Here is a 23,364-nt window from a genome sequence, read left to right as displayed (position 1 = left end):
GGCTTTCTTATTATCAAACCAACACTTACAACTTAGGCCCGGCAGCCTTGATCGCGTCGCTCACTTCAAACTTCTTGAAGTTCTCGACAAACAATCCAGCCAGTGCTTTAGCGGCTTCATCGTAAGCAGCCTTGTCAGCCCAGGTGTTACGTGGGTTCAACAGGCCAGTCTCAACGCCCGGTACAACCAACGGCACGTCGAGGTTGATGGTGTCGAGGTGTTCGGTTTCAGCACCGATCAACGCGCCGCTCTGGATCGCTGCAATCACGCCACGGGTGGTCGGGATGTTGAAGCGCTTGCCAACGCCGTAGCCGCCACCGGTCCAGCCAGTGTTGACCAGGTAAACCTTGGAGCCGAAGCCGCGGATGCGCTTGATCAGCAGCTCAGCGTATTCGCCAGCCGGACGCGGGAAGAACGGTGCGCCGAAGCAGGTGGAGAAGGTCGACTTGATGCCGCTGCCGGAACCCATTTCGGTCGAGCCCACCAGTGCGGTGTAGCCGGACAGGAAGTGGTAGGCCGCTTGTTCTTCGCTGAGGATCGACACTGGCGGCAGCACGCCGGTCAGGTCGCAGGTCAGGAAGATCACAGCGTTTGGCTCGCCACCGAGGTTCTTCTCGGAACGCTTGGCAACGTGCTCCAGCGGATAGGCTGCGCGGCTGTTCTGGGTCAGGCTGACGTCAGCGTAGTCGGCGTGCTTGGCGTCATCGATAACGACGTTTTCCAGGACTGCGCCGTGCTTGATGGCTTTCCAGATGACCGGCTCGTTCTTCTCGGACAAGTCGATGCACTTGGCATAGCAACCGCCTTCGATGTTGAACACCACGCCCTCGCCCCAGCCGTGCTCGTCGTCACCGATCAGGTAACGGCTTTCGTCGGCCGACAGGGTGGTTTTACCGGTCCCGGACAGACCGAAGAACAGGGTCACGTCGCCTGCTTCGCCGATGTTGGCAGCGCAGTGCATTGGCAGCACGTCGGAAGCCGGCAGCAGGAAGTTCTGCACGGAGAACATGGCTTTCTTCATTTCACCGGCGTAACGCATGCCGGCGATCAGCACTTTCTTCTGTGCGAAGTTGATGATCACGCAACCATCGGAGTTGGTGCCGTCACGCTCAGGCACGCATTCGAAGTTGGCGACGTTGAGCACCTGCCACTCATCACGGCCAGCCGGGTTGTACTGGGCCGGGTTGATGAACAGGCAACGACCGAACAGGTTCTGCCAGGCAGTCTGGGTGGTCATTTTCACGGCCAGGTAGTGATCGGCCGATGCGCCTACATGCACGTGGGAAACGAAATGCTCTTGCGCGTTGTTGAACGCCTCGACGCGGTCCCACAGGGCATCGAACTTGTCGGCCGGGAACTTGCGGTTGATCGGGCCCCAGGCGATAGCGGCCTGAGTGGTCGGCTCGTCAACGATGAAACGGTCGACTGGCGAACGGCCGGTACGGTGACCGGTGCGAACAACCAGCGCGCCGGTATCGGCAAGCTCGCCTTCACCGCGATTCAGGGCTTCTTTAACCAGATCATCAACACTCAGATCGGTGTACACGGCGTTATTGGCTTGCGTCATGAGGTTCCCCATCGGCCAGTGGCCGAGTGCTCCAAACGTTTTGTAGTAGAAAGTCGTGCACTACTACCGCGAGAAAAAGTGGGCCGGATTATGCCAGAAAAGCCCAAAAAGAGTAGGGCCCTCCCGTCGTAACGGCGTAATACCGGCGCTAACCAGTGAATTTACCTGCGCTGAACCGTTTTAGTGACGGGTATCTGACGGCGTGTCGACGCCCGCTCCGGCGAATAATTGAGCGATATCGGCGGCATCGAACAGGTAGCGCTGATTGCAAAACTGACAATCGATCTCGATGTTGCCACCGTGTTCGACGACCAGGTTTTGCGCATCCTCCACCCCCAGACTGACCAGGGCATTGGCGGAACGTTCGCGGGAGCAGCTGCAACGGAAGCGCAGTTTCTGCACGTCGAACAGGCGCACCTGCTCTTCGTGGTAGAGGCGATGGAGCACGGTTTCGTTGTCCAGACTCAGCAGCTCATCCGCGGTCAGGGTGCTACCCAGCGCGGTGATGTGCTGCCAGCTGGCGGCGCGTTCTTCTTCATCTTTCAAACGGTCTGCGGGCAATTGCTGCAACAGCAGGCCACGGGCACGGCGGCCATCGGCGTACAGCCAGAAGCGCGTACCGACCTGTTGGGACATGACGAAATAATTGGTGAAGCACTCGGACAGGGTTTCGCCGTCGAGGTCGACGATGCCTTGGTAGCGCTGACCGTGGGTCGGGTCGACCGTCAGCGCCAGGACGCCGTTCGGCATCAGGTCGGCGAGCGTCGCGTCAGGGGCGATCTGGTCAGCTTCGTAACGGGCCAGGCCGCGAATATCGCGCTCACTGGAGCACTCGATCATCAGCAGCGGGATCGGGCCGTCGGAACGGGCCTGAAGGATCAGCAAGCCATCGAACTTCAGCGCGCCGACCAGCAGCGAGGCGGCCGCCATCAGTTCGCCGAGCAGTTGCTGGACCGGTTCCGGATAGGCGTGCTTGGCCAGGACTTCGGCGTAGCTGAGCTCCAACGAGACCAGCTCGCCACGGGTGTCGCTGTCATCGAAGATGAAGCGTTGGGTGAAGTCGTTATCCGGTAGGTCGGTCATAGGTCTGGGTATCTGAATGGGTGAAGATGGGGTTCAACGGTCAAAAATCGCGTGTGCTCGGCATGGCCGGTATTTTATGAACAATCCGGGGGTAGTTCCAAGCAAGGTGGAACGTCCGCCGGTATGGGCTCTCGCGATTTAGCGTCTCTGGCACTGCTGACCTTCTGGTTATGGCCTACAGGTCAGAGGCCGTGTGTGATTTTCGACGAGCGGCTGTTTGTCCGCTCGATGCGCCGCTGGCGAATCACCCGATATGGTTACTCGATCAGGTAATTGCAAGTCTTGCCTGTGGATAAGCTGGCCTCAGGCGAGTGCTGCGCACTCGATCGCGGGCAAGTCGAATCGTCGCACCGCACGCTCCCACAGTAGACTGCATATCCCTGTGGGAGCGGGTTTGCCCGCGATGGCTGTATAACTCACTCGTCGTTGCTGCTGCCCCGAAACTTGAACAGATCCCGGCGCTGTTTCTTGCTCGGCTTGCCATCGGTGGTCATCCCCAACGCACCCGCCTTGCGCTGGGCCGCGGCGTTTTCGCGCTTGGCGATGCTGGCCTCGGTTTCGGCATACAGTGTCTGGGCCTCCGGCGCGCCACGGCGAACGATCGACAAGGCCTGAACCACTACCGTGCGCTCTTCGAAACCTGCGCGAATCACAAATTCGTCGCCTACTCTTGGCTCCTTGCCCGGCTTGCAGCGCTCGCCGCGGCAATGCACCTTGCCGCTTTCAATCGCAGCCTTGGCCAAGGCTCGGGTTTTGTAAAAACGCGCGGCCCACAACCATTTATCGAGACGGACTTTGTCGTCCTCTTCGTTTTTTTGTGCCATGGGATTTCCTCATTCTGAAATATTGGTGAACTGTACTACTGTTTCAGTCGCACCAAGAATTGCACCGGCGCGGATTACAATGCATGCATTCCAGAACCTCCTCGGAGGGCTGGAAATCCGGGCCGTAGATATCTGTCGCCTTTTAACCATTATTCTGCGTGAATACCGCGAATTCGGCCGCTTGCGGGCCGTGCGGTTTCTACCGGTTGAGCAACTTTGAAGACATTTGATCATTTGACCGTTGTCGGTCTGCGCGAGTGGGTGGCGCTCCCTGATTTGGGAGTCGCGGGCCTGCGGGCAAAAATCGACACCGGTGCCAGTACCTCCAGCCTGCATGCCACCGACATCGAGCCGTTCGAGCGCGATGGCGAGCAGTGGGTTCGCTTCACCGCGCACTTGGGCACGGTGGTGCAATTGCGTCATCGACGCTGTGAAGCACCGCTGGTGACGATGAAAACCATTAAAAGCTCCAACGGCCACGCGCAGAAGCGCTACGTGGTCAGTACCACCCTGGCCCTCGGTGATCGGGTCTGGAAGGTTGAGTTCACGCTCGCCTGCCGCAAATCCATGCGTTATCGCCTGTTACTCGGTTCCAAAGCCCTGATTCACGGCCAACTGGTGGTCAATCCGGGCATCAAGTACGTACAAGACAAGCCGGTGTTCCCGGTATCTACCTCTTCCACAGGTGTTGCATGAAGATCGCTGTGCTGTCGCGGAATCCGCGTCTGTATTCCACTCGTCGTCTGGTTGAAGCCGGTACCGAGCGTGGCCACGAAATGGTGGTGATCGACACCCTGCGCGCCTACATGAACATTGCCAGCCACAAGCCGCAGATCCACTACCGCGGCAAGCCGCTGGAAGGGTTCGATGCGGTGATCCCCCGGATCGGTGCGTCGGTAACGTTCTATGGCTGCGCGGTGTTGCGTCAGTTTGAAATGATGGGCGTGTTTCCGCTCAATGAATCGGTGGCCATTGCCCGCTCGCGGGACAAACTGCGCTCGCTGCAATTGCTGTCACGTCGCGGGATCGGTTTGCCGGTAACCGGGTTCGCGCACTCCCCGGATGACATTCCCGACCTGATCGACATGGTCAACGGCGCTCCGCTGGTGATCAAGGTGCTGGAAGGCACCCAAGGCATTGGCGTGGTGTTGTGTGAAACCGCGACGGCGGCGGAGTCGGTGATCGAAGCGTTCATGGGCCTGAAGCAGAACATCATGGTCCAGGAATACATCAAGGAAGCCGGCGGCGCGGACATCCGTTGTTTCGTGGTCGGTGACAAGGTGATTGCGGCGATGAAGCGCCAGGCCAAGCCTGGGGAGTTTCGCTCCAACCTGCATCGGGGTGGCAGCGCCAGCCTGATCAAGATCACCCCGGAAGAACGTATGACTGCATTGCGTGCGGCGAAGGTGATGGGCCTGGCGGTGGCGGGTGTGGATATCTTGCGTTCGAATCACGGGCCGCTGGTGATGGAAGTGAATTCGTCACCGGGTCTGGAAGGGATCGAGACCACCACCGGGAAGAATGTGGCGGGGATCATCATTGAGCATCTGGAGAAGAATGGTGGGCCGAATATGACGCGCACCAAAGGCAAGGGATAAAAAAGCAGCTTTAAGCGGCAAGTTTCAAGCTGCAAGTAAAAAGCGGATTTGCTTTTCGCTTGAAGCTTGAAGCTTGAAGCTTGAAGCTTGAAGCTTGAAGCTTGAAGCTTGAAGCTTGAAGCTGCTGCTATACCGCATCTCGAGGCAACATCAACCCCAGCGGCAACCGCACCCGCGCTTCCAGCCCGCCACCGGAACGGTTGCGCAGCTCTACATTCCCGCCATGCATCGAAGCGATCCGCTTCACGATCGCCAAACCCAATCCAGTCCCCTTGCCACCCCGGGCACGATCCCCCCGGGTGAACGGATTGAAGATCGCTTCCAGCTCGGAAGGATCAATCCCCGCCCCACGGTCCATGACACTCAGTACCACATACGGTGCGCTGGTATCGCCGGAGACATAGGCTGCCACCTCAACGCCACTGCCCGCGTGATGCAAGGCATTGCCGATCAGGTTGTTCAACAGGCGTTTCATCGACACCCGACGCAATGGAAACGGCTGAATCGGCTCCAGGCGCAGACGGACCTTTTCTTCACTCTGGTTGTACGGCGCAGCGACTTCACGAACCAGGTCGCTGAGGTCCACCTCTTCCACCGACTCGTCACGGCCATCGCGAATAAACGCCAGAAACTGGTCGAGAATCGCGTCCATGTCCTCAATGTCGCGCACCATGTCGTCGGTGAGGTCGGTGCGATCCCCCATCAGCTCCAGAGACAGCCGCAAGCGGGTCAAGGGCGTACGCAGGTCGTGGGACACTCCCGCCAGCATCAATTCGCGCTCACGCCCGGCCTGCTCGACGTCTTCGGCCATCTGGTTGAAGGCGCGGTAAACCTCAGTCATTTCGCTGGGCGTATCACTGATCGGCAGTCGCACGCTGCGTCCCTGGCCAAGTTGCCTGGCGGCATACACCAGACGTTTCAACGGTTGATTGAGCTGACTGACGAAAATCCACGCCGACGCAGTCGACAGCAAGCCAATGGCGAGGAACCAGCCGAGCACGTTCCAGATTTTCTGGCCACGCAACGGATGGGGATACAGCGGCACTTTCAGCCAGCCATCGCCCAGGCTCGGCGCCCGGACCCACAGCGCCGGTGGTGAGTGCATGCGCAATCGAACTTCAGTGTCGGCGCCCAGTTCGGCCTGCATCTGCCGCTGGTAAATCTCGCTGTACGGCCAATGCTGTTCACCCTCCGGTACACCCGCACCCACGACCCGGATCAGGGTGGCGGCATCGGCAATTTTCGCGCGGTTTTCTTCATCAGCAGCCCAATAGGCGCGCAGCGTCAGGGCGACGCCGTGGCTGTATTGGCGGTCCACCAGCACGTCTTCGTTCATCAACAGATAAACCAGGGTCAGCGCCTTGGAAAACAGGACGACGATCAGCACCAGCCAAAGGGTGCGGGAGAAGAAACTCTGGGGGAACCAAACGGGGGTTTTCATGGATAACCGCTACACACTTGCAGGAGCGAGCGATGCTCGCATATTGCGGATCGCGAGTCTGCGGACAAAGTCGTCTGACCGTTGCCCGCAAGACCCGCTCCTACAAATCGCCGATCACTTGGTGGCGGCGCCATCCGGAACGAACACGTAGCCCACGCCCCAGACAGTCTGGATGTAACGCGGCTTGGACGGATCGGGTTCGATCATCCGGCGCAGACGGGAAATCTGCACGTCGATGGAACGCTCCAGGGCATCCCACTCGCGGCCACGGGCCAGGTTCATCAGTTTGTCGCGGGTCAATGGCTGACGCGCGTTCATGACCAATGCCTTGAGGACCGCAAACTCACCGGTGGTGAGCATGTGCACTTCGTCACCGCGCTTGAGCTCGCGGGTCGCCAGCGACAGTTCGTAATCACCGAACGTCACGCTTTCGTCTTCGCTGCCCGGTGCACCTGGCACAGGCGTCGACTGACGACGCAGGACCGCTTTGACGCGGGCCATCAACTCGTCCGGGTTGAACGGCTTGGCCAGGTAATCGTCGGCGCCCAGTTCAAGGCCCTTGATACGGCTCAGCTCGTCGCCCTTGGCGGTCAGCATGATGATCGGAATCTGATTGTTCGCCGTGCGCAGGCGGCGGCACGCGGTCAGGCCGTCTTCGCCAGGCAGCATCAGGTCGAGGACGACCAGGTTGAACACTTCACGCGCCAGCAGGCGGTCCATTTGCTCGGTGTTCGGTACGGCGCGGGCGCGGTAGCCCTTGCTGACGAAAAAGCGTTCCAGCAGGCTGCTCAGCCCTGGATCGTCGTCAACAATAAGAATTTTTTCGCCTTCAGCAATGTTTGCAGTGCTGCTCATTAGATGCTCCTTTTAGCTCGGCGCGCATTATGGCGTAGCTGCCGTTATACGCACCGTGTGCATTGTTAGCAGATTTTTCCTCCACCGCCAGCAAACCGGCCATTGCCCCTCCAGTCTGCGATGCCCCCGAACGGCCGAACGCTGGTTATAATGCGCGGCCTTTTGTGTCAGGCAACATCAGACAGGTACGACAGAGCGGCGCCATTTATTTCCCGGGCGTGCGCAGTAATTGTTCGATTTCACGGGTCAATGGGGTGCCCTTTGATCCAGGCAGCGGCGCAGGCCAGGCCGCTCAACCAGACTCGCAGAGCCTTTAATTCTGCGCCTGCGAGCCTGCTTTCACAATTTGTCAGGTGGTTTTATGGACAGCATCAACAGCCGCATCGCCGAGGAACTCGGTGTACGCCCACAACAGGTCGAAGCGGCCGTCGCGCTACTCGATGAAGGCTCTACCGTTCCCTTCATCGCCCGTTACCGGAAAGAAGTGACCGGCAGCCTCGATGACATCCAGTTGCGGCATCTGGAAGAGCGTCTGCGCTACCTGCGAGAACTCGACGAACGGCGCATCAGCATCCTCGCCAGCATCGAAGAGCAAGGCAAGCTGACCCCGCAACTTGAGCGCGACATCAAACTCGCCGACACCAAGACCCGCCTCGAAGACTTGTACCTGCCGTACAAGCAGAAGCGCCGCACCAAGGGCCAGATCGCCCTGGAAGCCGGCCTCGGCGAACTGGCCGACGGCCTGTTCAACGACCCGACCCTGACCCCGGACACCGAAGCCGCACGCTTCATCAACGCCGAAAAAGGCGTGGCCGATGTCAAGGCAGCCCTCGAAGGCGCCAAGTACATCCTCATGGAACGCTTCGCCGAAGATGCCGGTTTGCTGGACAAACTGCGCAGCTACCTGAAGCAGGAAGCCACCCTCAGTGCCCGCGTCATTGCCGGCAAGGAAGAGGAAGGCGCCAAGTTCCGCGACTATTTCGAACACGACGAACCGCTGAAAAGCATGCCATCGCACCGCGCGCTCGCCATTTTCCGTGGCCGTAACGAAGGCATTCTGAGTTCGGCGCTGAAAGTCGGCGACGAGCTGCCGGGCACCATGCACCCGTGCGAAGGCATGATCGGCCAGCAATTCGGCATCCAGAACCAGAATCGCGCCGCCGACAAATGGTTGGGCGAAGTGGTGCGCTGGACCTGGAAGGTCAAGCTTTACACCCACCTCGAAACCGATTTGCTGGGTGAACTGCGCGATGGCGCGGAAACCGAAGCGATCAACGTGTTCGCGCACAACCTGCACGATTTGCTGCTGTCGGCACCGGCCGGCCCACGCGCCACCCTGGGTCTCGACCCGGGCCTGCGCACCGGTTGCAAGGTCGCCGTGGTCGACGCCACCGGCAAGCTGCTGGATCACGCCACGGTTTACCCGCACGTGCCGCACAACAAGTGGGACCAGACCCTCGCCGTTCTGGCCGCCCTGTGCGCCAAGCACTCGGTCGACCTGATCGCCATCGGCAACGGCACCGCCAGCCGCGAAACCGACAAGCTGGCTGCTGAGCTGATCAAAAAATACCCGGCGATGAAAATGACCAAGGTCATGGTCTCCGAGGCCGGTGCATCGGTTTACTCGGCATCGGAACTGGCGTCGAAAGAATTCCCGGATCTGGACGTGTCGATCCGTGGCGCGGTGTCGATTGCCCGTCGCTTGCAGGATCCACTGGCCGAGCTGGTGAAGATTGATCCGAAATCCATCGGCGTCGGCCAGTACCAGCACGACGTGTCGCAGCTGAAACTGGCCCGCGGCCTGGACGCGGTAGTCGAGGACTGCGTGAACGCCGTGGGCGTCGACGTCAACACCGCCTCCGTGGCGCTGCTGGCCCGCATTTCCGGCCTCAACGCGACCCTGGCGCAGAACATCGTCAGCCACCGTGACGAGCACGGCGCGTTCAAAACCCGCGCCGCGTTGAAGAAAGTCGCGCGTCTGGGCGAAAAAACCTTCGAACAAGCCGCAGGCTTCCTGCGGGTGATGAACGGCGATAACCCGCTGGATTCGTCGGCCGTTCACCCGGAAGCCTATCCGCTTGTACAGCGCATTGCCGCTGAAACCGACCGCGACATCCGCTCGCTGATCGGCGACGCCAGCTTCCTCAAGCGTCTTGACCCGAAGAAGTACACCGACGAAACCTTCGGTCTGCCAACGGTCACCGACATCCTGCAAGAGCTGGAAAAACCGGGGCGTGACCCGCGTCCAGAGTTCAAGACCGCCGAGTTCCAGGAAGGCGTCGAAGACCTCAAGGACCTCGAACTGGGCATGATCCTCGAAGGCGTGGTGACCAACGTGACCAACTTTGGCGCGTTCGTCGACATCGGCGTGCATCAGGACGGTTTGGTGCACATCTCTGCGCTTTCGGAGAAGTTCATCAAGGATCCACGTGAAGCGGTGAAGGCCGGTGATGTGGTGAAGGTGAAGGTCATGGAAGTCGACATCCCGCGCAAACGCGTGGGTCTGTCGATGCGCATGAGCGACACCCCGGGCGAGAAGATCGACGGTGCGCGCGGCGCACGTCCGGGGTCGGCACCACGCCAGTCCCAGAACACCGCACCGCGCAAGGAAACCACAGCGCCAGCCCCGAGCAACAACGCGATGGCGTCGCTGTTCGCCAACGCCAAGCAGTTGAAGAAACGCTGATGGACATCCCTGCCGGGTACACCGAAAGCGCCTTTTTCAAGCTGCTGGGGTGTCGCTTGCACAGCCTGGAAACCGGGGTGGCGCACGTCGCCCTGGCACTGGAGCCAGAGCTGCGCAATCGCGGCGAAAAGCTGCACGGCGGGGCTTTGTTCAGTCTGGTGGACATTGCCATGGGGCTGGCCTGCTCCAGCACCCACGGCTTTGACCAGCAGAGCGCGACCATCGAATGCAAGATCAACTACATCCGTGCTGTTTCAGACGGTGAAGTGATGTGCACGGCGCGGGTGATCCACCCGGGCCGCCGCACGCTGGTGGTCGAGGCCGATGTGATGCAAGGCGACAAACTGGTCGCAAAAGCACAAGGCACGTTCGCTGTCCTGTAGCTAGATGTCATCGATTTGAGTTAATTTCGGCGCAATGCAACCTGTGGGCGCGAGCTTGCTCGCGATGGCGGTGTGTCAGACGACATCAATGTTGACTGACAATCCCTCATCGCGAGCAAGCTCGCTCCCACGGGGTTTGTGCAATTCCTGACTGACCGGCATTAGGCCTGTGCGGCTCGAAAAAACCAGGCGAAAACGCCAGTTTTAACTTCACCCTTGTAGACCGTCTTGCCCACCCCCATATTGGGGCGACTGACGCGTGAAGGAATCCAACTTGAGCGAACTTCTCAACCGCCGCCTGGCTCTGCTCGGCGAGCGCGCTAACCTCTCTCTGCTCGAACAGTGCCTTCACGGCATCGAACGTGAATGCCTGCGCGTGACCGGCGAAGGTCGCCTGGCGCAAACGCCGCACCCGGAAGAATTGGGTTCCGCGCTGACCAACGAACAAATCACCACCGACTATTCCGAGTCGCTGCTGGAGTTCATCACGCCCGCCCTGCCCGATCCGGCGGATACGCTGGCGAGCCTGGACAAGATCCATCGCTTTGCCTACAGCAAGCTCGGCAACGAGTTTCTGTGGAGCCCCTCGATGCCGTGCCCGTTGCCGGCCGAGGAAGACATCCCGATTGCCTACTACGGCACGTCCAACATCGGTCAGCTCAAGTATGTGTATCGCAAGGGCCTGGCCCTGCGCTACGGCAAGACCATGCAGTGCATCGCCGGGATTCACTACAACTTTTCCCTGCCGGAAAAGCTCTGGCCGTTACTCAAGGAGTCGGAAGGCTTTGTCGGCACCGACCGCGACTATCAGTCCTCGGCCTACATCGCACTGATCCGAAACTTCCGCCGCTATAGCTGGCTGCTGATGTACCTGTTTGGCGCCTCGCCGGCGCTGGACGCCGGCTTCCTGCGGGGGCGTTCGCACCAGTTGGAACAACTGGACCCGGACACCTTGTACTTGCCGTACGCCACCAGCCTGCGCATGAGCGACCTGGGTTACCAGAGCAATGCCCAGGCCGGTCTGACGCCGTGCTACAACGACCTGTCGAGCTACACCGATAGCCTGCGTAAAGCGGTCGCCACGCCGTATGCGCCGTATGTCGAAATCGGCACGCATCAGGACGGTGAGTGGGTTCAGCTCAACACCAATATTTTGCAGATCGAAAACGAGTACTACTCCAACATCCGTCCGAAACGTGTGACCTATACCGGTGAACGGCCGATTCAGGCGCTGGTGGCCCGTGGCATTCAGTACGTTGAAGTGCGTTGCCTGGACATCAACCCGTTCCTGCCGATGGGCATCGACCTCACCGAGTCGCGCTTCCTCGACGCGTTCCTGCTGTATTGCGCCCTGAACGACAGTCCGCTGTTGACCAATACGTCCTGCAGCAACGCCACCTCGAACTTCCTCAGCGTGGTCAAGGAAGGTCGCCGCCCGGGCCTGCAATTGCACCGCGACGGGCAGCCGGTGGACCTCAAGGAGTGGGCCAGCGAGTTGCTGGAGCAGATTGCTCCGTTGGCCGCGATGCTCGATCAAAGCCATGGTGGCGATGCTCATAGCAAGGCGCTGGATACGCAGTTGGCCAAGGTCAAGGATCCGTCGTTGACGCCTTCTGCCCAAGTGCTGGCGGCGATGGCGGAACACGAGGAAAGTTTTGCTCAGTTCTCTTTGCGTCAGAGCCGGACACATGCGGAGTTTTTCCGCAGCGAGCCTTTGAGTGAGGAAGACCAGGCGAAATTTGAATCACTGGCGCGTTCGTCGCTGGCGGCTCAGGTTGAGCTGGAGCAGAACGAAGTCGGCGATTTCGATGTGTTTGTCGGGTCGTATCAGGCGAGTATTCTGGCGATCAGTAACTGACCAGCCAAGGCAGATCCCTTGTTCATTGATCGCTCCCACGCTCTGCGTGGGAACGATCAGGGGGAGGCATAGCGTTTTCCACACATAACCGCGTGACCCAGCACTACGCGGTGGATGACTACCGGCCGGCGCGGCGGGTGATGCAACGGGCGACGGTGTTGGGGGATGTGCCGTTTTTCCGGTAACCCCGGACTCTTCAGCGTCTGGTCTGGCCCCATCGCGAGCAAGCTCGCTCCCACAGGGTTAATGGTTGACCACAAAAATTGTGGCCACCACCCATCCACTGTGGGAGCGAGCTTGCTCGCGATGGCGGTGTAACAGACGCCGGAAAAATCCGGCGCCAAACGGTTACTCAGCCGTCGAAGGTTTCTCCCAAAGATTAATTCCGCCTTCCTGGGCAAACCGGTCAATCTCCGCCAATTCTTCAGCACTGAAGCTCAAATTCTTCAACGCCCCGACGTTCTCGATAATCTGCTCCGGCCGACTCGCACCGATCAGCGCTGAGGTCACTCGCGGATCGCGCAGCGTCCAGGCCAGCGCCAGTTGCGCCAGACTCTGCCCACGGCGCTTGGCAATCTCATTGAGCCCACGCACATGCGCAATGTTGGCCTCGGACAGGTGCGAGGACTGCAACGAACCACCGCCCGGACGATTGACCCGCGCATCCTTCGGAATGCCGTTGAGGTACTTATCGGTCAGCAACCCCTGCGCCAACGGCGTGAACGCAATCACGCCAGTGCCGAGTTCGTCGGTGACGTCCAGCAGGTCTTTTTCCACCCATCGATTGAGCAGGTTGTAGGCCGGCTGATGAATCAGCAGTGGCACTTTCCACTCTTTCAACAGCGCCGCCATCTCACGGGTTTTCACCCCGGAATACGACGAGATCCCGATGTACAAGGCCTTGCCTTGCTGTACGGCGGTGGCCAGCGCGCTGGCAGTTTCTTCCAGTGGGGTGTCCGGGTCGAAGCGGTGCGAATAGAAAATATCCACATAATCCAGGCCCAGACGCTGCAGGCTCTGATCCAGGCTGGCCAGCACGTATTTGCGCGAACCACCGCCCTGCCCGTAAGGACCGGGCCACATGTCCCAGCCAGCCTTGCTGGAGATGATCAGCTCATCGCGGTACTGCTTGAAATCTTCGCGCAGCAGACGGCCAAAGTTGATCTCGGCACTGCCATACGGCGGGCCATAGTTGTTGGCCAGGTCAAAGTGGTTGATGCCCAGGTCGAACGCCGTGCGCAACAACGCGCGCTGGGTATCGATCGGCGTGCTGTCACCGAAGTTGTGCCACAGTCCCAGGGACAGTGCCGGCAGCACCAGACCGCTGCGACCCACGCGGCGGTAAGGAATGGAATCGTAGCGGTTTTCGGCAGCGGTGTAGGTCATCGAATCCTCTCTTGTCGGTCTTGAATGTGGTATCGACTGCTTCGCAAGTTGCCCAGCATACGCCCAGACAAACGCCGATAAACCTCGGACTCGAGAAAATGCTGAAACGTTTCACAAATGATCGTTCCTACGCTCTGCGTGGGGATGCTGCCGGGAACGCTCTGCGTTCCGTTTTTTGAAGTGACGCAGAGCGTCACGGGATGCATTCCCACGCGGAGCATGGGAAAGATCTGCTCTCAAATGGCCCCCGCAAACACCTCCTCCAACCAATCCACAAACACTCGAACCCGTGGCGACATGTGGCGGTTATGCGGATACAGCACCGATACCGGCATCGGCGGTGGTGGCGTGTCGGTGAGAACTTCCTGCACCAGCCCTTGGGCAATCAGGGTCTCCATCCGGTAATGCGGGCACTGGATCAGCCCGAGTCCGGCAATCGCCGAGGCGGCGTAGATTTGCGCGCCGAACACTGAAAGCGCGCCGTCGATGGCGACTTCCTTCAGTTCACCATTCACCATGAATTCGAACGGAAACAACTTGGCGGTGGTGCGCGAGACGTAGTTCACCGCGCGGTGATGCTTGAGGTCGTCGAGGGTTTTCGGTTCGCCGTATTTGCGCAAGTACGCGGGGCTGGCGCAGGTGATCTGGCGCAGGTGGGCGATGCGTTTTCCGATCAGGGCCGAATCACTCAACGTGCCCGCGCGCAGTACGCAGTCGACGCCTTCGGCGATCAAGTCGACAAAGCGGTCGGACTCGCTGATGGACAGTTCGATCTGCGGGTAGCGTTCCATGAACTGCGGCAAGGCGGGGATCACAAAGCTTTTCGCCAACGTGCCGTGCAGGTCGACGCGCAGCCGGCCTTTCGGTGCGCAGCCGCGAAACGCCAGTTCGGCCTCTTCCAGTTCCGCCAGCAGTTGCACGCAGCGCAGGTAATACGCCTCGCCATCCAGCGTCGGGCGCACCTTGCGCGTACTACGCTCCAGCAATCGCGTGCCGAGCCAGGCTTCGAACTGGTTCAGGGTGTGCGTCAACGTGGCGCGCGGCAGGTTCAGGTCGTCGGCCGCCAGGGTGAAGCTGCTGCGCTCGTAAATCCGCACGAACACCTTCATCGCTTTGACTTGATCCATGCCGACCTCCGATTGTTGGCGATTCTTGAACAGTCAAGGCAACTCTCGTGCATTTATCGACCTGAGTAAACATGTGAGTCTGGCTTCACACCGAGCCCACCCCTGATCAGGAATCAACACCATGAGTATTCAGAAAGTTGCCATCGTCACCGGCGCCTCGCGCGGCATCGGCGCTGTGATCGCCAGACAATTGGCCCGCGACGGTTTCGCCGTCGCCATCAATTACGCCAGCAGCGCCACTGAAGCGTCGGCCCTGGTGGTGGAGTTGCGTCAGGCCCGCCATCAAGCCATAGCGATCAAGGCTGACGTGGCCAACGCCGACGACGTGCGTCGGATGTTCGACGAGACCGAAACGCAACTGGGGAAAGTCGATGTACTGATCAATAACGCCGGCATCCTCAAAGTGCTGCCGCTGGCGCAACACACCGATGAATTGTTCGAGCAGACGTTCAACATTCACGCACGCGGCACGTTCAACACCTTGCGTGAAGCGGCGACGCGCTTGAACAGCGGCGGGCGGATCGTCAACTTTTCCAGCAGCACCGTCGGCCTTAACCTGCCAGGTTACGCGGTGTACATTGCCAGCAAAGCGGCGGTGGAATCGCTGACCCAGGTGTTTGCCAAGGAAATGCGCGGGCGCAATATCACCGTGAATGCCGTGGCGCCGGGGCCGGTGGCCACTGAGTTGTTTTTGCACGGCAAGAGTGAAGAGCAGATTCAGAATTTCGCGAAGATGCCTCCGCTGGAACGGCTGGGTCAGCCGGAGGATATTGCTCGGGTGGTGTCGTTTCTGGTGGGGCCGGACTCGGCCTGGGTCAACGGGCAGATTTTGCGCGCTAATGGTGGGTTGGTTTAACTATGCTCAATCCAAGACCCTAGTGACCCTTTCGCGAGCAGGCTTACCAGGAAACAAATCTCTAAAGGGCAAAACCCACCATGCACACCGCCATCATCATCACCTTCGGCCTGGCCCTCCTCGCCCTGATGCTGTTCATCGGCGAGAAAATCGGCTTCAGCCGCCAGACACTGACCTACAGCTTTGTAGTCCTGTGGCTGGCGCTGACAGTGATCAACGGCGCCATCGGCGTGGTCACTGCCGGCCAGTCCTTGAGCTCGGAGCTGGGGATCGGCACGGTGGTGTTCAGTGTGCCGGTGGCGGCGCTGGTGTTGTTCATGGTGTTGAGCGCCGAGGCCTGAAACAGGCCCCGCGTTACTAACGCACCAAATGCAAAAACTGCAGATGCCGTTCGTACTGGTCAAGGATGTCGTTGATGATCTGGTCCTTGGTGTAACCCACCAGATCGTAGTCCTGACTGCCCTCGCTCAAATGCACTTCGGCCCGGTAATAACGACGGTTATTGAGCTGCTTGGAGCCCATGCCGCCACGGGCAAAGGATGGCGTGAAGTAACCGCGCATCTGCACCTGATAAATAAACGGATGCTCTTCACCGTGACCGATTTCCAGGCTGACACTGTCGTTGACCGGGTCCGGTTGCGTGATCACATTCAAACCCTTCTCGACGAACACCGCCGACACTTCCTCGATCGCCGGGCGCACCGTGGTATCGAGAAAACGATACACCTCATCCCGGGACGGGAAGTGCACCGCCTGACTCAAGCGCTGACGCCAGCCACCGCGCCGTGAGCCGGCCACCGGTGCCAGGGAATGCAGTTGCGCAATCTGCTTCTGCGACTCCAGGTAGAACGCCTTGTGCAGCCCCCACATCATCAACAGCAGGATCAGCGAGAACGGCAGCGACGTCAGCACCACCGCCGACTTCAACGCATCGATGCTGCCGGAGAACAGCAGCGCACTGGTCACCAGTGCGGTCATCGCGCCCCAGAACACCCGCAGCCATTTCGGCCCGTCTTCATCCGGGTTGCCGCCCTTGGCGGACAACGTCGACAACACCACCGTGCCGGAGTCAGCCGAGGTGACGAAGAACACGAAGCTGATGAACACCGTCACGGCGATCACCGTTTTGCTCCACGGGTAGGTTTCCAGCAGCAAGTAGAGGGTCATCGACGGGTTGTCGATGGCCGACATGCCGAGCGCACTCATGCCGTGGTTGAGCACTTGATCGATGGCGCTGTTGCCGAAGATCGACATCCACGCCAGGGTGAAACCGAGCGGGATCAGCAGCACGCCGAAGACGAATTCGCGGATGGTGCGGCCACGGGAAATCCGCGCGATGAACAGGCCCACAAACGGTGACCATGCGATCCACCAGGCCCAGTAAAACACCGTCCAGCCGCCGAGCCAGTCGCTGGGTTTGTCATAGGCGTACAGGTCGAAACTCTTCATCGGCAAGGCGCCGAGGTAGTCGCCGATGTTTTGGATCAGGGTGTTCAACAGGTGCTGCGTGGGGCCGGCGAACAGCACGAACAGCAGCAGTGCGCAGGCCAGCAGCATGTTGATGTCGGACATCACCCGCACGCCTTTATCGACGCCAGACACTGCGACGATGATCGCCGCGCCCATCATCAGCGTAATCAGGCCGACCTGAATCCACTGGGTGTGGGCGATGCCGAACAAGTAATCCAGACCGGAGTTAAGGTGCAGCACACCAAAACCCATGTCGGCACCGAGGCCGAACACCGTGGCGATGATGCCGAAGCCGTCCACCGCGTAACCGATGGGGCCGTTGATACGCTTGCCGATCAGCGGGTACAGCGCCGAGCGCAGGGCCAGCGGCAGGTTGTGACGGTAGGCGAAGTAGGCCAGCGCCATGCCGACAAAAGCGAACACGCCCCAGCCGTGCAGGCCCCAGTGCAGAAACAGAATTTGCATCGCCTGACGCGCAGCCTCCGGTGTACCGGCCGTGCCTTGGGGCGGTTGCGCCAAGTGGGTCAGCGGTTCGGACACACAAAAGAAAAACAGCGTGATGCTGATCCCGGCGGCGAACAGCATGCCGGCCCAGGACAGGTAACTGAACTCGGGTTCGTCGTGGTCGGCACCGAGCTTGATCTTGCCGTAGCCGGACAAGGCGGTGACCACCACGAAGACCAGATACAGGGTCATCGCGAGCATGTAGTACCAGCCGACCGTATTGGCCGCCCAGTTTTGCGCCGCCAGCAACCAGGCACCGGCTTGCTCGGGCATGGCGATGACGACAATGCCGAAGAGCAGAATGAAGCTCGCCGAGAAGTAGAACACCGGCGGGTTCATGCGGACCAGGCCGCTGGGTGGGATAGACGATGCACTCATGAAACGTGCACCTCTAAGGGGTAAAACGTGGCTGTAGAAATCAGACTCAGCAAAGGCAAGCCTCCTGTTGTGAGCGGGCAGCAAACTGCCGGTTTAACTTGAATGAGCGTTCAAGTTAAACATGGATAGGGGGCTAAGGACTAATCCCTGGGCTCGGCGGTACTGTTCGTACGCTAGCTCAAGGATGGGTAAGAGGAGGGATTTTGAGGATTCGTTCAGTTGAGATTTAGCTGAATGCCGTTGTCTCGGCACGGCTTGAAATCCAATCGCGAGCAAGCTCGCTCCCACAGTGGATTTGGGTCAGTCCACGCTATTGTGAACACCACAAAACCCTGTGGGAGCGAGCTTGCTCGCGATGAGGCCGGATCAGTCAATCGAGATTCCGGACCTACTTCTGCGTCCCATCATCATGCTGCAAATTCGCCTGCGTCAGGTTGCACCCCGCCGGCACGCTGCGGGTCAGCCACACATTGCCGCCAATGGTCGAGCCCTTGCCAATCGTGATCCGCCCCAAAATCGTCGCCCCGGCATAAATCACCACGTCGTCTTCAACAATCGGATGCCGCGGATGGCCCTTCTGCAACTGACCGTCTTCATCGGACGGGAAGCGCTTGGCGCCCAGCGTGACCGCCTGATAAATCCGCACGCGCTCACCGATAATCGCGGTCTCGCCGATCACCACGCCCGTCCCGTGATCAATGAAAAAGCTGCGGCCGATCTGCGCGCCAGGGTGAATGTCGATTCCGGTGGCCGAGTGGGCGATCTCCGAACTGATCCGCGCCAGCAACGGCAACCCGGCGCGGTACAAATGGTGCGCCAGGCGATGGTGAATCACCGCCAGAATGCCCGGATAGCAAAGCAACACTTCGTCGACGCTACGCGCCGCCGGGTCGCCGTGGTAGGCAGCCAGCACATCGCTGTCCAGCAAACTGCGCAGTCCCGGCAAGGCGAGCGCGAAGTCCTGAATGATCTGAATGGTTTTCGCCTCGATGTCGGCCTCCGCCTGCTGGCTGTGGCGAGCGGCATAGTGCAATTCGAGTCGTGCCTGGGCCAGCAACGCATTGAGCGCCACATCGAGGGTATGGCCGACGTAGAAGTCTTCACTCTCCTCGCGCAAATCCACCGGCCCCAGGCGCATCGGGAACAACGCCCCGCAGAGTGCTTCAAGGATCTCCGCCATGGCCGCTCGCGACGGCAATTCGCGCCCGCCCTGCTCGGTGCTGGCACGCCCATTTTGTGCACGCCACTGCGAACGCGCCGTGCGCAGTTGGCTGACGATGGTCTGCAGTTGCCAATGACTGGAACGCTCGCTCACGGTAAAAACTCCTCACGGGTGGCCGGACTGTCTGGCCGCGCTGACGGCGTTTACTTTACGGCATGGTCTTGAGGCCGAATTAAGAACCAATTGTGCAGAGCTCAGAATCTTTGGCTATAAGCGATTGGCGGTTGCCCAGGCAAATGGGCGTGCCTATAGTCCTGTCATCTTTCTCCGCCAGTACGGACCCATGATCAAACAACAGCTCGCTCGTTTTAACCGTCTCGATTTACTCGGCCACCCCACTGCCCTGGAAAAACTTGAACGCTTGTCGACCTGGCTGGGCCGCGATGTGTACGTCAAACGCGATGACCTGACGCCACTGGCCATGGGCGGCAACAAACTGCGCAAGCTCGAATACCTCGCCGCCGATGCTCTGGCACAAGGCGCCGACACGCTCATCACCGCCGGTGCGCTGCAGTCCAACCACGTGCGCCAGACCGCAGCCATTGCCGCCAAACTGGGCCTGAGTTGCGTCGCGCTGCTGGAAAACCCTTTGGGCACTGACGACGCCAACTATCTCGGCAACGGCAATCGCCTGTTGCTGGACCTGTTCGATACCAAGGTCGAGCGGGTGGAAAACCTCGACAACGCCGACGAGCAATTGCAGGCCCTGGCCGATCGCCTGCGCAATAACGGCAAGAAGCCGTACCTGGTGCCGATTGGGGGTTCGAATGCGCTGGGCGCGTTGGGTTATGTGCGCGCCGGGTTGGAGTTGGCCGAGCAAATCAAGGACACCGGTTTGAATTTCGCCGCCGTGGTCCTGGCCTCGGGCAGTGCCGGCACCCACAGCGGGCTGGCGTTGGCGCTGAGTGAAGCGCTGCCGGATTTGCCAGTTATTGGCGTCACGGTTTCCCGTAGTGATGAAGACCAGCGACCGAAAGTCCAGGGCCTCGCCGAACGTACGGCCGAACTGCTCGGCGTGCAGTTGCCAGCGAGTTTCAAAATTGAACTGTGGGACGAATATTTCGGGCCGCGCTATGGCGAGCCGAACGCCGGAACACTGTCAGCAGTGAAGCTGCTGGCGAGTCAGGAAGGCTTGCTGCTGGACCCGGTGTATACGGGCAAGGCCATGGCCGGGTTGCTGGACGGGATCGGACGCGGACGCTTCGATGAGGGGCCGATTATCTTCCTGCACACCGGGGGGGCACCGGCGTTGTTCGCCTACAAAGACTTTTTGTGATCGATGGTTCCCATGCTCTGCATGGGAACCCTCTTCATATGCAATTATTGAATAACCAGATCAATATTTAATATTTTCCAATCTATAGGCGTCATCATATAGTCGCGCCGCAGGCGAATTTGCAGCGAGACGCATATGCTGCTTTAGGGCAGGATATCGCAGTCGTCCAAATCCCGGATTTGCCAACATTCCTAAAGCGTCTTCCATAAGAAAACACAGGGGCTTGTCATGAATTTTTCCGCACTACGTCGAAACCTGCTGGTTGGTTCGCTGGGCCTGGCGCTGAGCGCCGGTTTGCTCGGCCAGGCCGTTGCCGGTGAGCAACTGCAAAAAATCAAGGACGCGGGCGTGATCAACGTCGGTCTGGAAGGCACTTATCCTCCGTTCAGTTTCGTTGACGCCGACGGCAAACTGGCCGGCTTCGAAGTCGAGCTTTCCGAAGCACTGGCTAAAAAGCTGGGCGTCAAAGCCAAGATTCAGCCAACCAAGTGGGACGGTATTCTTGCTGCTCTGGAATCCAAGCGCCTGGACGTAGTGGTCAATCAGGTCACCATCTCCGACGAGCGCAAGAAGAAGTATGACTTCTCCGAACCGTACACCATCTCCGGTATTCAGGCGCTGGTACTGAAGGACAAGGAAGCCGCGCTGAACATCAAGACCGCCGCTGACCTGTCCGGCAAGAAAGTCGGTGTAGGCCTGGGCACCAACTACGAACAATGGGTCCGCGCCAACGTGCCGGGCGCTGACGTGCGCACCTACGACGATGATCCGACCAAGTTTGCCGACCTGAACAATGGCCGGACCGATGCCATCCTGATCGACCGCCTGGCCGCACTTGAATACGCCAAGAAAGCACCGAAAACAGTCGCTGCCGGTCAAGCGTTCTCCCGTCAGGAGTCCGGTATTGCCCTGCGCAAAGGCGAGCCAGAACTGCTGGCAGCCGTGAACAAGGCCCTCGACGAGCTGCGTGCCGATGGCACCCTGGCCAAGATCTCGGAAAAATACTTCCAAGCTGACGTCACCAAATAATGGAAGAAGCTTTCCAACTCGCACTGGACTCCGCGCCCTTTCTGCTCAAGGGCGCGTACTTCACAGTAATCCTTAGCCTCGGCGGGATGTTCTTCGGCCTGGTGATGGGTTTCGGCCTGGCACTCATGCGCCTGTCGCGTTTCAAACTGGTGAGCTGGATCGCCCGCATCTACGTGTCGTTCTTTCGCGGCACGCCGTTGCTGGTGCAACTGTTCGTGATCTATTACGGCTTGCCGCAACTGGGTATCGAACTTGATCCGCTGCCGGCGGCCCTGATCGGCTTCTCGCTGAACATGGCGGCCTACGCCTGCGAAATCCTCCGTTCCGCGATCAGCTCCATCGAGCGCGGCCAGTGGGAAGCTGCCGCAAGTATCGGCATGACCCGCGCGCAAACCCTGCGCCGGGCCATCCTGCCACAAGCGATGCGCACGGCCTTGCCGCCGCTGGGCAACAGCTTCATTTCGCTGGTCAAGGACACGGCACTGGCCGCCACCATTCAGGTGCCGGAGCTGTTCCGTCAGGCACAACTGATTACCGCCCGGACTTTCGAAGTCTTCACCATGTATCTTGCCGCCGCGCTGATCTACTGGATTCTGGCCACGGTGCTGTCGCACCTGCAGAACACGTTGGAAGCGCGGGTCAATCGGCACGACCAGGAGTCCTGACCCATGATTGTCGTGGAAAAACTGACAAAGCAGTTCAAGGGTCAAGTCGTGCTCAACGGCATCGATCTTGAAGTGAAGGAAGGCGAGGTCGTGGCGATCATCGGGCCTAGCGGCTCGGGCAAGACCACGTTCCTGCGGTGCCTGAATTTTCTGGAAGAACCCACCAGCGGCCGGATCAAGGTCGGTGACATCGAGATCGATGGCAGCCGCCCGCTGAACCAGCAGCAAGGTCTGGTACGACGCCTGCGCCAACACGTCGGCTTCGTGTTTCAGAACTTCAACCTGTTCCCGCACCGTACTGCTCTGGAAAACGTCATCGAAGGCCCGATCATCGTGAAGAAGATCCCGCACGCCGAAGCCGTTGCCCTGGGCAAAAAGCTCTTGGCCAGGGTTGGCCTGGCGGGCAAGGAAGATGCTTACCCGCGGCGCCTTTCCGGTGGTCAGCAACAGCGCGTAGCGATTGCCCGGGCGCTGGCGATGGAGCCGGAAGTGATCCTGTTCGATGAGCCGACCTCGGCGCTCGATCCGGAACTGGTCGGTGAGGTGCTGGCGGCCATCCGCAGCCTCGCCGAGGAGAAGCGCACCATGGTCATCGTTACTCATGAAATGGGTTTTGCCCGAGACGTGGCCAATCGCGTGGTGTTTTTCGACAAGGGCGTGATCGTTGAACAAGGCGAAGCAAAAGCGTTGTTTGCCAACCCGAAAGAAGAACGGACAAAACAGTTTCTCAGTAAGTTCTTGAACAACACCCACTGAAGTATCGCCTCGCCACTTGTTAACTTCCATGGATGGAAGTGACAACTAATTCTTCAACAAAACTCCTTCCCACCTACTTCCCCCCTACTTTAAATAATTCAGCCCACTCCTGGTGCGGTACATATATATGTCCTGCAACAGATCTTTCTCGCCTAAAGTTTGCCTAACCCAGCGTTCGACAACATGCGACCCTTGGCCACCGCCGGCGTGATGTCACGCCTAAAAACGTAGCCATGTTCGACAGCTCGCCGCAGCTTATTAACTTCAGCACGTAGGATTATTCTGAATAACAGGTGATCCAGCACTTAACTAGCCAACTCTATTGACACCTATTCAAGCGCACTCTTATCTAGTCGCCAACAGGCGCCAACCTTTGCACTTCAGCCTTATTCAACTTCCA

Annotated in this window: 21 protein-coding genes and 1 pseudogene; 12 read left to right on the top strand and 10 right to left on the bottom strand. The window is 59.5% G+C overall.

Going from position 1 to position 23,364, the window contains the following annotated elements; genetic code table 11:
- Window positions 1-25: 25 nt before the first annotated feature.
- The 3 genes from SB725_RS10415 to SB725_RS10405 all read right to left on the bottom strand — a co-directional run bounded on the left by SB725_RS10415 (window position 26) and on the right by SB725_RS10405 (window position 3,474).
- Entirely contained in the window at window positions 26-1,567 is a 1,542-nt protein-coding gene (locus SB725_RS10415) for a phosphoenolpyruvate carboxykinase (RefSeq protein ID WP_027922232.1), read from the bottom strand.
- Window positions 1,568-1,747: 180 nt separating this feature from the next.
- A complete protein-coding gene (gene hslO / locus SB725_RS10410) occupies window positions 1,748-2,650 on the bottom strand; it encodes an Hsp33 family molecular chaperone HslO (RefSeq protein WP_027922233.1) in 903 nt (300 codons plus the stop codon).
- Window positions 2,651-3,066: 416 nt separating this feature from the next.
- Window positions 3,067-3,474 (bottom strand): RNA-binding S4 domain-containing protein, encoded by a 408-nt coding sequence (locus tag SB725_RS10405; protein ID WP_027922234.1) that lies wholly within the window; start codon window positions 3,472-3,474, stop codon window positions 3,067-3,069.
- Window positions 3,475-3,708: 234 nt separating this feature from the next.
- Between SB725_RS10405 and SB725_RS10400 the strand changes: the two genes are divergently transcribed.
- Together SB725_RS10400 and rimK are read left to right on the top strand one after the other, a co-directional pair.
- On the top strand, window positions 3,709-4,170 hold the full coding sequence (locus tag SB725_RS10400; RefSeq protein WP_172825959.1) for an ATP-dependent zinc protease: 462 nt from the start codon (window positions 3,709-3,711) through the stop codon (window positions 4,168-4,170).
- Window positions 4,167-5,072: a 30S ribosomal protein S6--L-glutamate ligase gene (rimK, locus tag SB725_RS10395; protein ID WP_007949201.1), complete on the top strand. Its 906-nt coding sequence runs from the start codon at window positions 4,167-4,169 to the stop codon at window positions 5,070-5,072. Before SB725_RS10400 ends, rimK begins: the two co-directional genes overlap by 4 nt.
- A gap of 127 nt (window positions 5,073-5,199) precedes the next feature.
- On the opposite strand, the gene SB725_RS10390 is transcribed toward rimK, so the two are convergent.
- The 3 genes from SB725_RS10390 to SB725_RS10380 form a co-directional block, all read right to left on the bottom strand.
- Window positions 5,200-6,513, bottom strand: a complete 1,314-nt coding sequence (locus SB725_RS10390) for an ATP-binding protein (RefSeq protein ID WP_027922236.1) — start codon at window positions 6,511-6,513, stop codon at window positions 5,200-5,202.
- Between the two features lie 114 nt (window positions 6,514-6,627).
- Window positions 6,628-7,368: a two-component system response regulator OmpR gene (ompR, locus tag SB725_RS10385; RefSeq protein WP_027922237.1), complete on the bottom strand. Its 741-nt coding sequence runs from the start codon at window positions 7,366-7,368 to the stop codon at window positions 6,628-6,630.
- The gene (locus tag SB725_RS10380; RefSeq protein WP_256218301.1) at window positions 7,343-7,471 is read right to left on the bottom strand and encodes a hypothetical protein; all 129 of its coding nucleotides are present in this window, start codon (window positions 7,469-7,471) and stop codon (window positions 7,343-7,345) included. The genes ompR and SB725_RS10380 overlap by 26 nt, the downstream gene beginning before the upstream one ends.
- 258 nt (window positions 7,472-7,729) lie before the next feature.
- Here SB725_RS10380 and SB725_RS10375 point away from each other — a divergent pair, with 258 nt between their 5' ends.
- The 4 genes and pseudogenes from SB725_RS10375 to SB725_RS10360 all read left to right on the top strand — a co-directional run.
- Window positions 7,730-10,054 carry a Tex family protein gene (locus SB725_RS10375; RefSeq protein WP_027922238.1) on the top strand — a complete coding sequence of 775 codons (2,325 nt, stop codon included), beginning with the start codon at window positions 7,730-7,732 and terminating at the stop codon, window positions 10,052-10,054.
- On the top strand, window positions 10,054-10,437 hold the full coding sequence (locus SB725_RS10370; protein WP_410921730.1) for a PaaI family thioesterase: 384 nt from the start codon (window positions 10,054-10,056) through the stop codon (window positions 10,435-10,437). Before SB725_RS10375 ends, SB725_RS10370 begins: the two co-directional genes overlap by 1 nt.
- 274 nt (window positions 10,438-10,711) lie before the next feature.
- Window positions 10,712-12,295: a glutamate--cysteine ligase gene (gene gshA / locus SB725_RS10365; protein WP_027922240.1), complete on the top strand. Its 1,584-nt coding sequence runs from the start codon at window positions 10,712-10,714 to the stop codon at window positions 12,293-12,295.
- An 80-nt stretch (window positions 12,296-12,375) separates the two neighbouring features.
- A pseudogene (locus SB725_RS10360) lies at window positions 12,376-12,480 on the top strand (taurine dioxygenase); the annotation flags it as partial.
- A gap of 163 nt (window positions 12,481-12,643) precedes the next feature.
- Here the strand turns inward: SB725_RS10360 and mgrA are convergent.
- Both mgrA and SB725_RS10350 read right to left on the bottom strand, forming a co-directional pair.
- The gene (gene mgrA / locus SB725_RS10355; RefSeq protein ID WP_027922241.1) at window positions 12,644-13,681 is read right to left on the bottom strand and encodes an L-glyceraldehyde 3-phosphate reductase; all 1,038 of its coding nucleotides are present in this window, start codon (window positions 13,679-13,681) and stop codon (window positions 12,644-12,646) included.
- 236 nt (window positions 13,682-13,917) lie between these two features.
- The gene (locus tag SB725_RS10350; RefSeq protein ID WP_027922242.1) at window positions 13,918-14,808 is read right to left on the bottom strand and encodes a LysR family transcriptional regulator; all 891 of its coding nucleotides are present in this window, start codon (window positions 14,806-14,808) and stop codon (window positions 13,918-13,920) included.
- A 121-nt stretch (window positions 14,809-14,929) separates the two neighbouring features.
- On the opposite strand from SB725_RS10350, the gene SB725_RS10345 reads away from it, so the two are divergent.
- Together SB725_RS10345 and SB725_RS10340 are read left to right on the top strand one after the other, a co-directional pair.
- On the top strand, window positions 14,930-15,664 hold the full coding sequence (locus SB725_RS10345; RefSeq protein ID WP_027922243.1) for an SDR family oxidoreductase: 735 nt from the start codon (window positions 14,930-14,932) through the stop codon (window positions 15,662-15,664).
- Between the two features lie 80 nt (window positions 15,665-15,744).
- Window positions 15,745-16,005, top strand: coding sequence for a hypothetical protein (locus SB725_RS10340; RefSeq protein WP_027922244.1), 261 nt, complete (start codon window positions 15,745-15,747; stop codon window positions 16,003-16,005).
- A gap of 16 nt (window positions 16,006-16,021) precedes the next feature.
- Here SB725_RS10340 and betT read toward each other — a convergent pair whose 3' ends face one another.
- Together betT and epsC are read right to left on the bottom strand one after the other, a co-directional pair.
- Window positions 16,022-17,977, bottom strand: coding sequence for a choline transporter BetT (gene betT, locus SB725_RS10335; protein WP_177327593.1), 1,956 nt, complete (start codon window positions 17,975-17,977; stop codon window positions 16,022-16,024).
- A 427-nt stretch (window positions 17,978-18,404) separates the two neighbouring features.
- Entirely contained in the window at window positions 18,405-19,331 is a 927-nt protein-coding gene (epsC, locus tag SB725_RS10330; RefSeq protein WP_027922246.1) for a serine O-acetyltransferase EpsC, read from the bottom strand.
- Between the two features lie 190 nt (window positions 19,332-19,521).
- On the opposite strand from epsC, the gene SB725_RS10325 reads away from it, so the two are divergent.
- The 4 genes from SB725_RS10325 (at window position 19,522) to tcyN (ending at window position 22,964) form a co-directional block, all read left to right on the top strand.
- Window positions 19,522-20,514 carry a D-cysteine desulfhydrase gene (locus tag SB725_RS10325; RefSeq protein WP_027922247.1) on the top strand — a complete coding sequence of 331 codons (993 nt, stop codon included), beginning with the start codon at window positions 19,522-19,524 and terminating at the stop codon, window positions 20,512-20,514.
- A gap of 228 nt (window positions 20,515-20,742) precedes the next feature.
- Window positions 20,743-21,543, top strand: a complete 801-nt coding sequence (tcyJ, locus tag SB725_RS10320; RefSeq protein WP_027922248.1) for a cystine ABC transporter substrate-binding protein — start codon at window positions 20,743-20,745, stop codon at window positions 21,541-21,543.
- Window positions 21,543-22,208, top strand: a complete 666-nt coding sequence (gene tcyL, locus SB725_RS10315; RefSeq protein WP_410921729.1) for a cystine ABC transporter permease — start codon at window positions 21,543-21,545, stop codon at window positions 22,206-22,208. The genes tcyJ and tcyL overlap by 1 nt, the downstream gene beginning before the upstream one ends.
- 3 nt (window positions 22,209-22,211) lie before the next feature.
- Window positions 22,212-22,964, top strand: a complete 753-nt coding sequence (gene tcyN, locus SB725_RS10310; protein ID WP_027922250.1) for an L-cystine ABC transporter ATP-binding protein TcyN — start codon at window positions 22,212-22,214, stop codon at window positions 22,962-22,964.
- Window positions 22,965-23,364 lie beyond the last annotated feature (400 nt).

Origin of the sequence: Pseudomonas sp. SIMBA_041, assembly GCF_046535095.1 — a bacterium.
GTDB classification, from domain to species: domain Bacteria; phylum Pseudomonadota; class Gammaproteobacteria; order Pseudomonadales; family Pseudomonadaceae; genus Aquipseudomonas; species Aquipseudomonas mucoides.
This window is presented reverse-complemented; position numbering and strand designations above follow the sequence as displayed.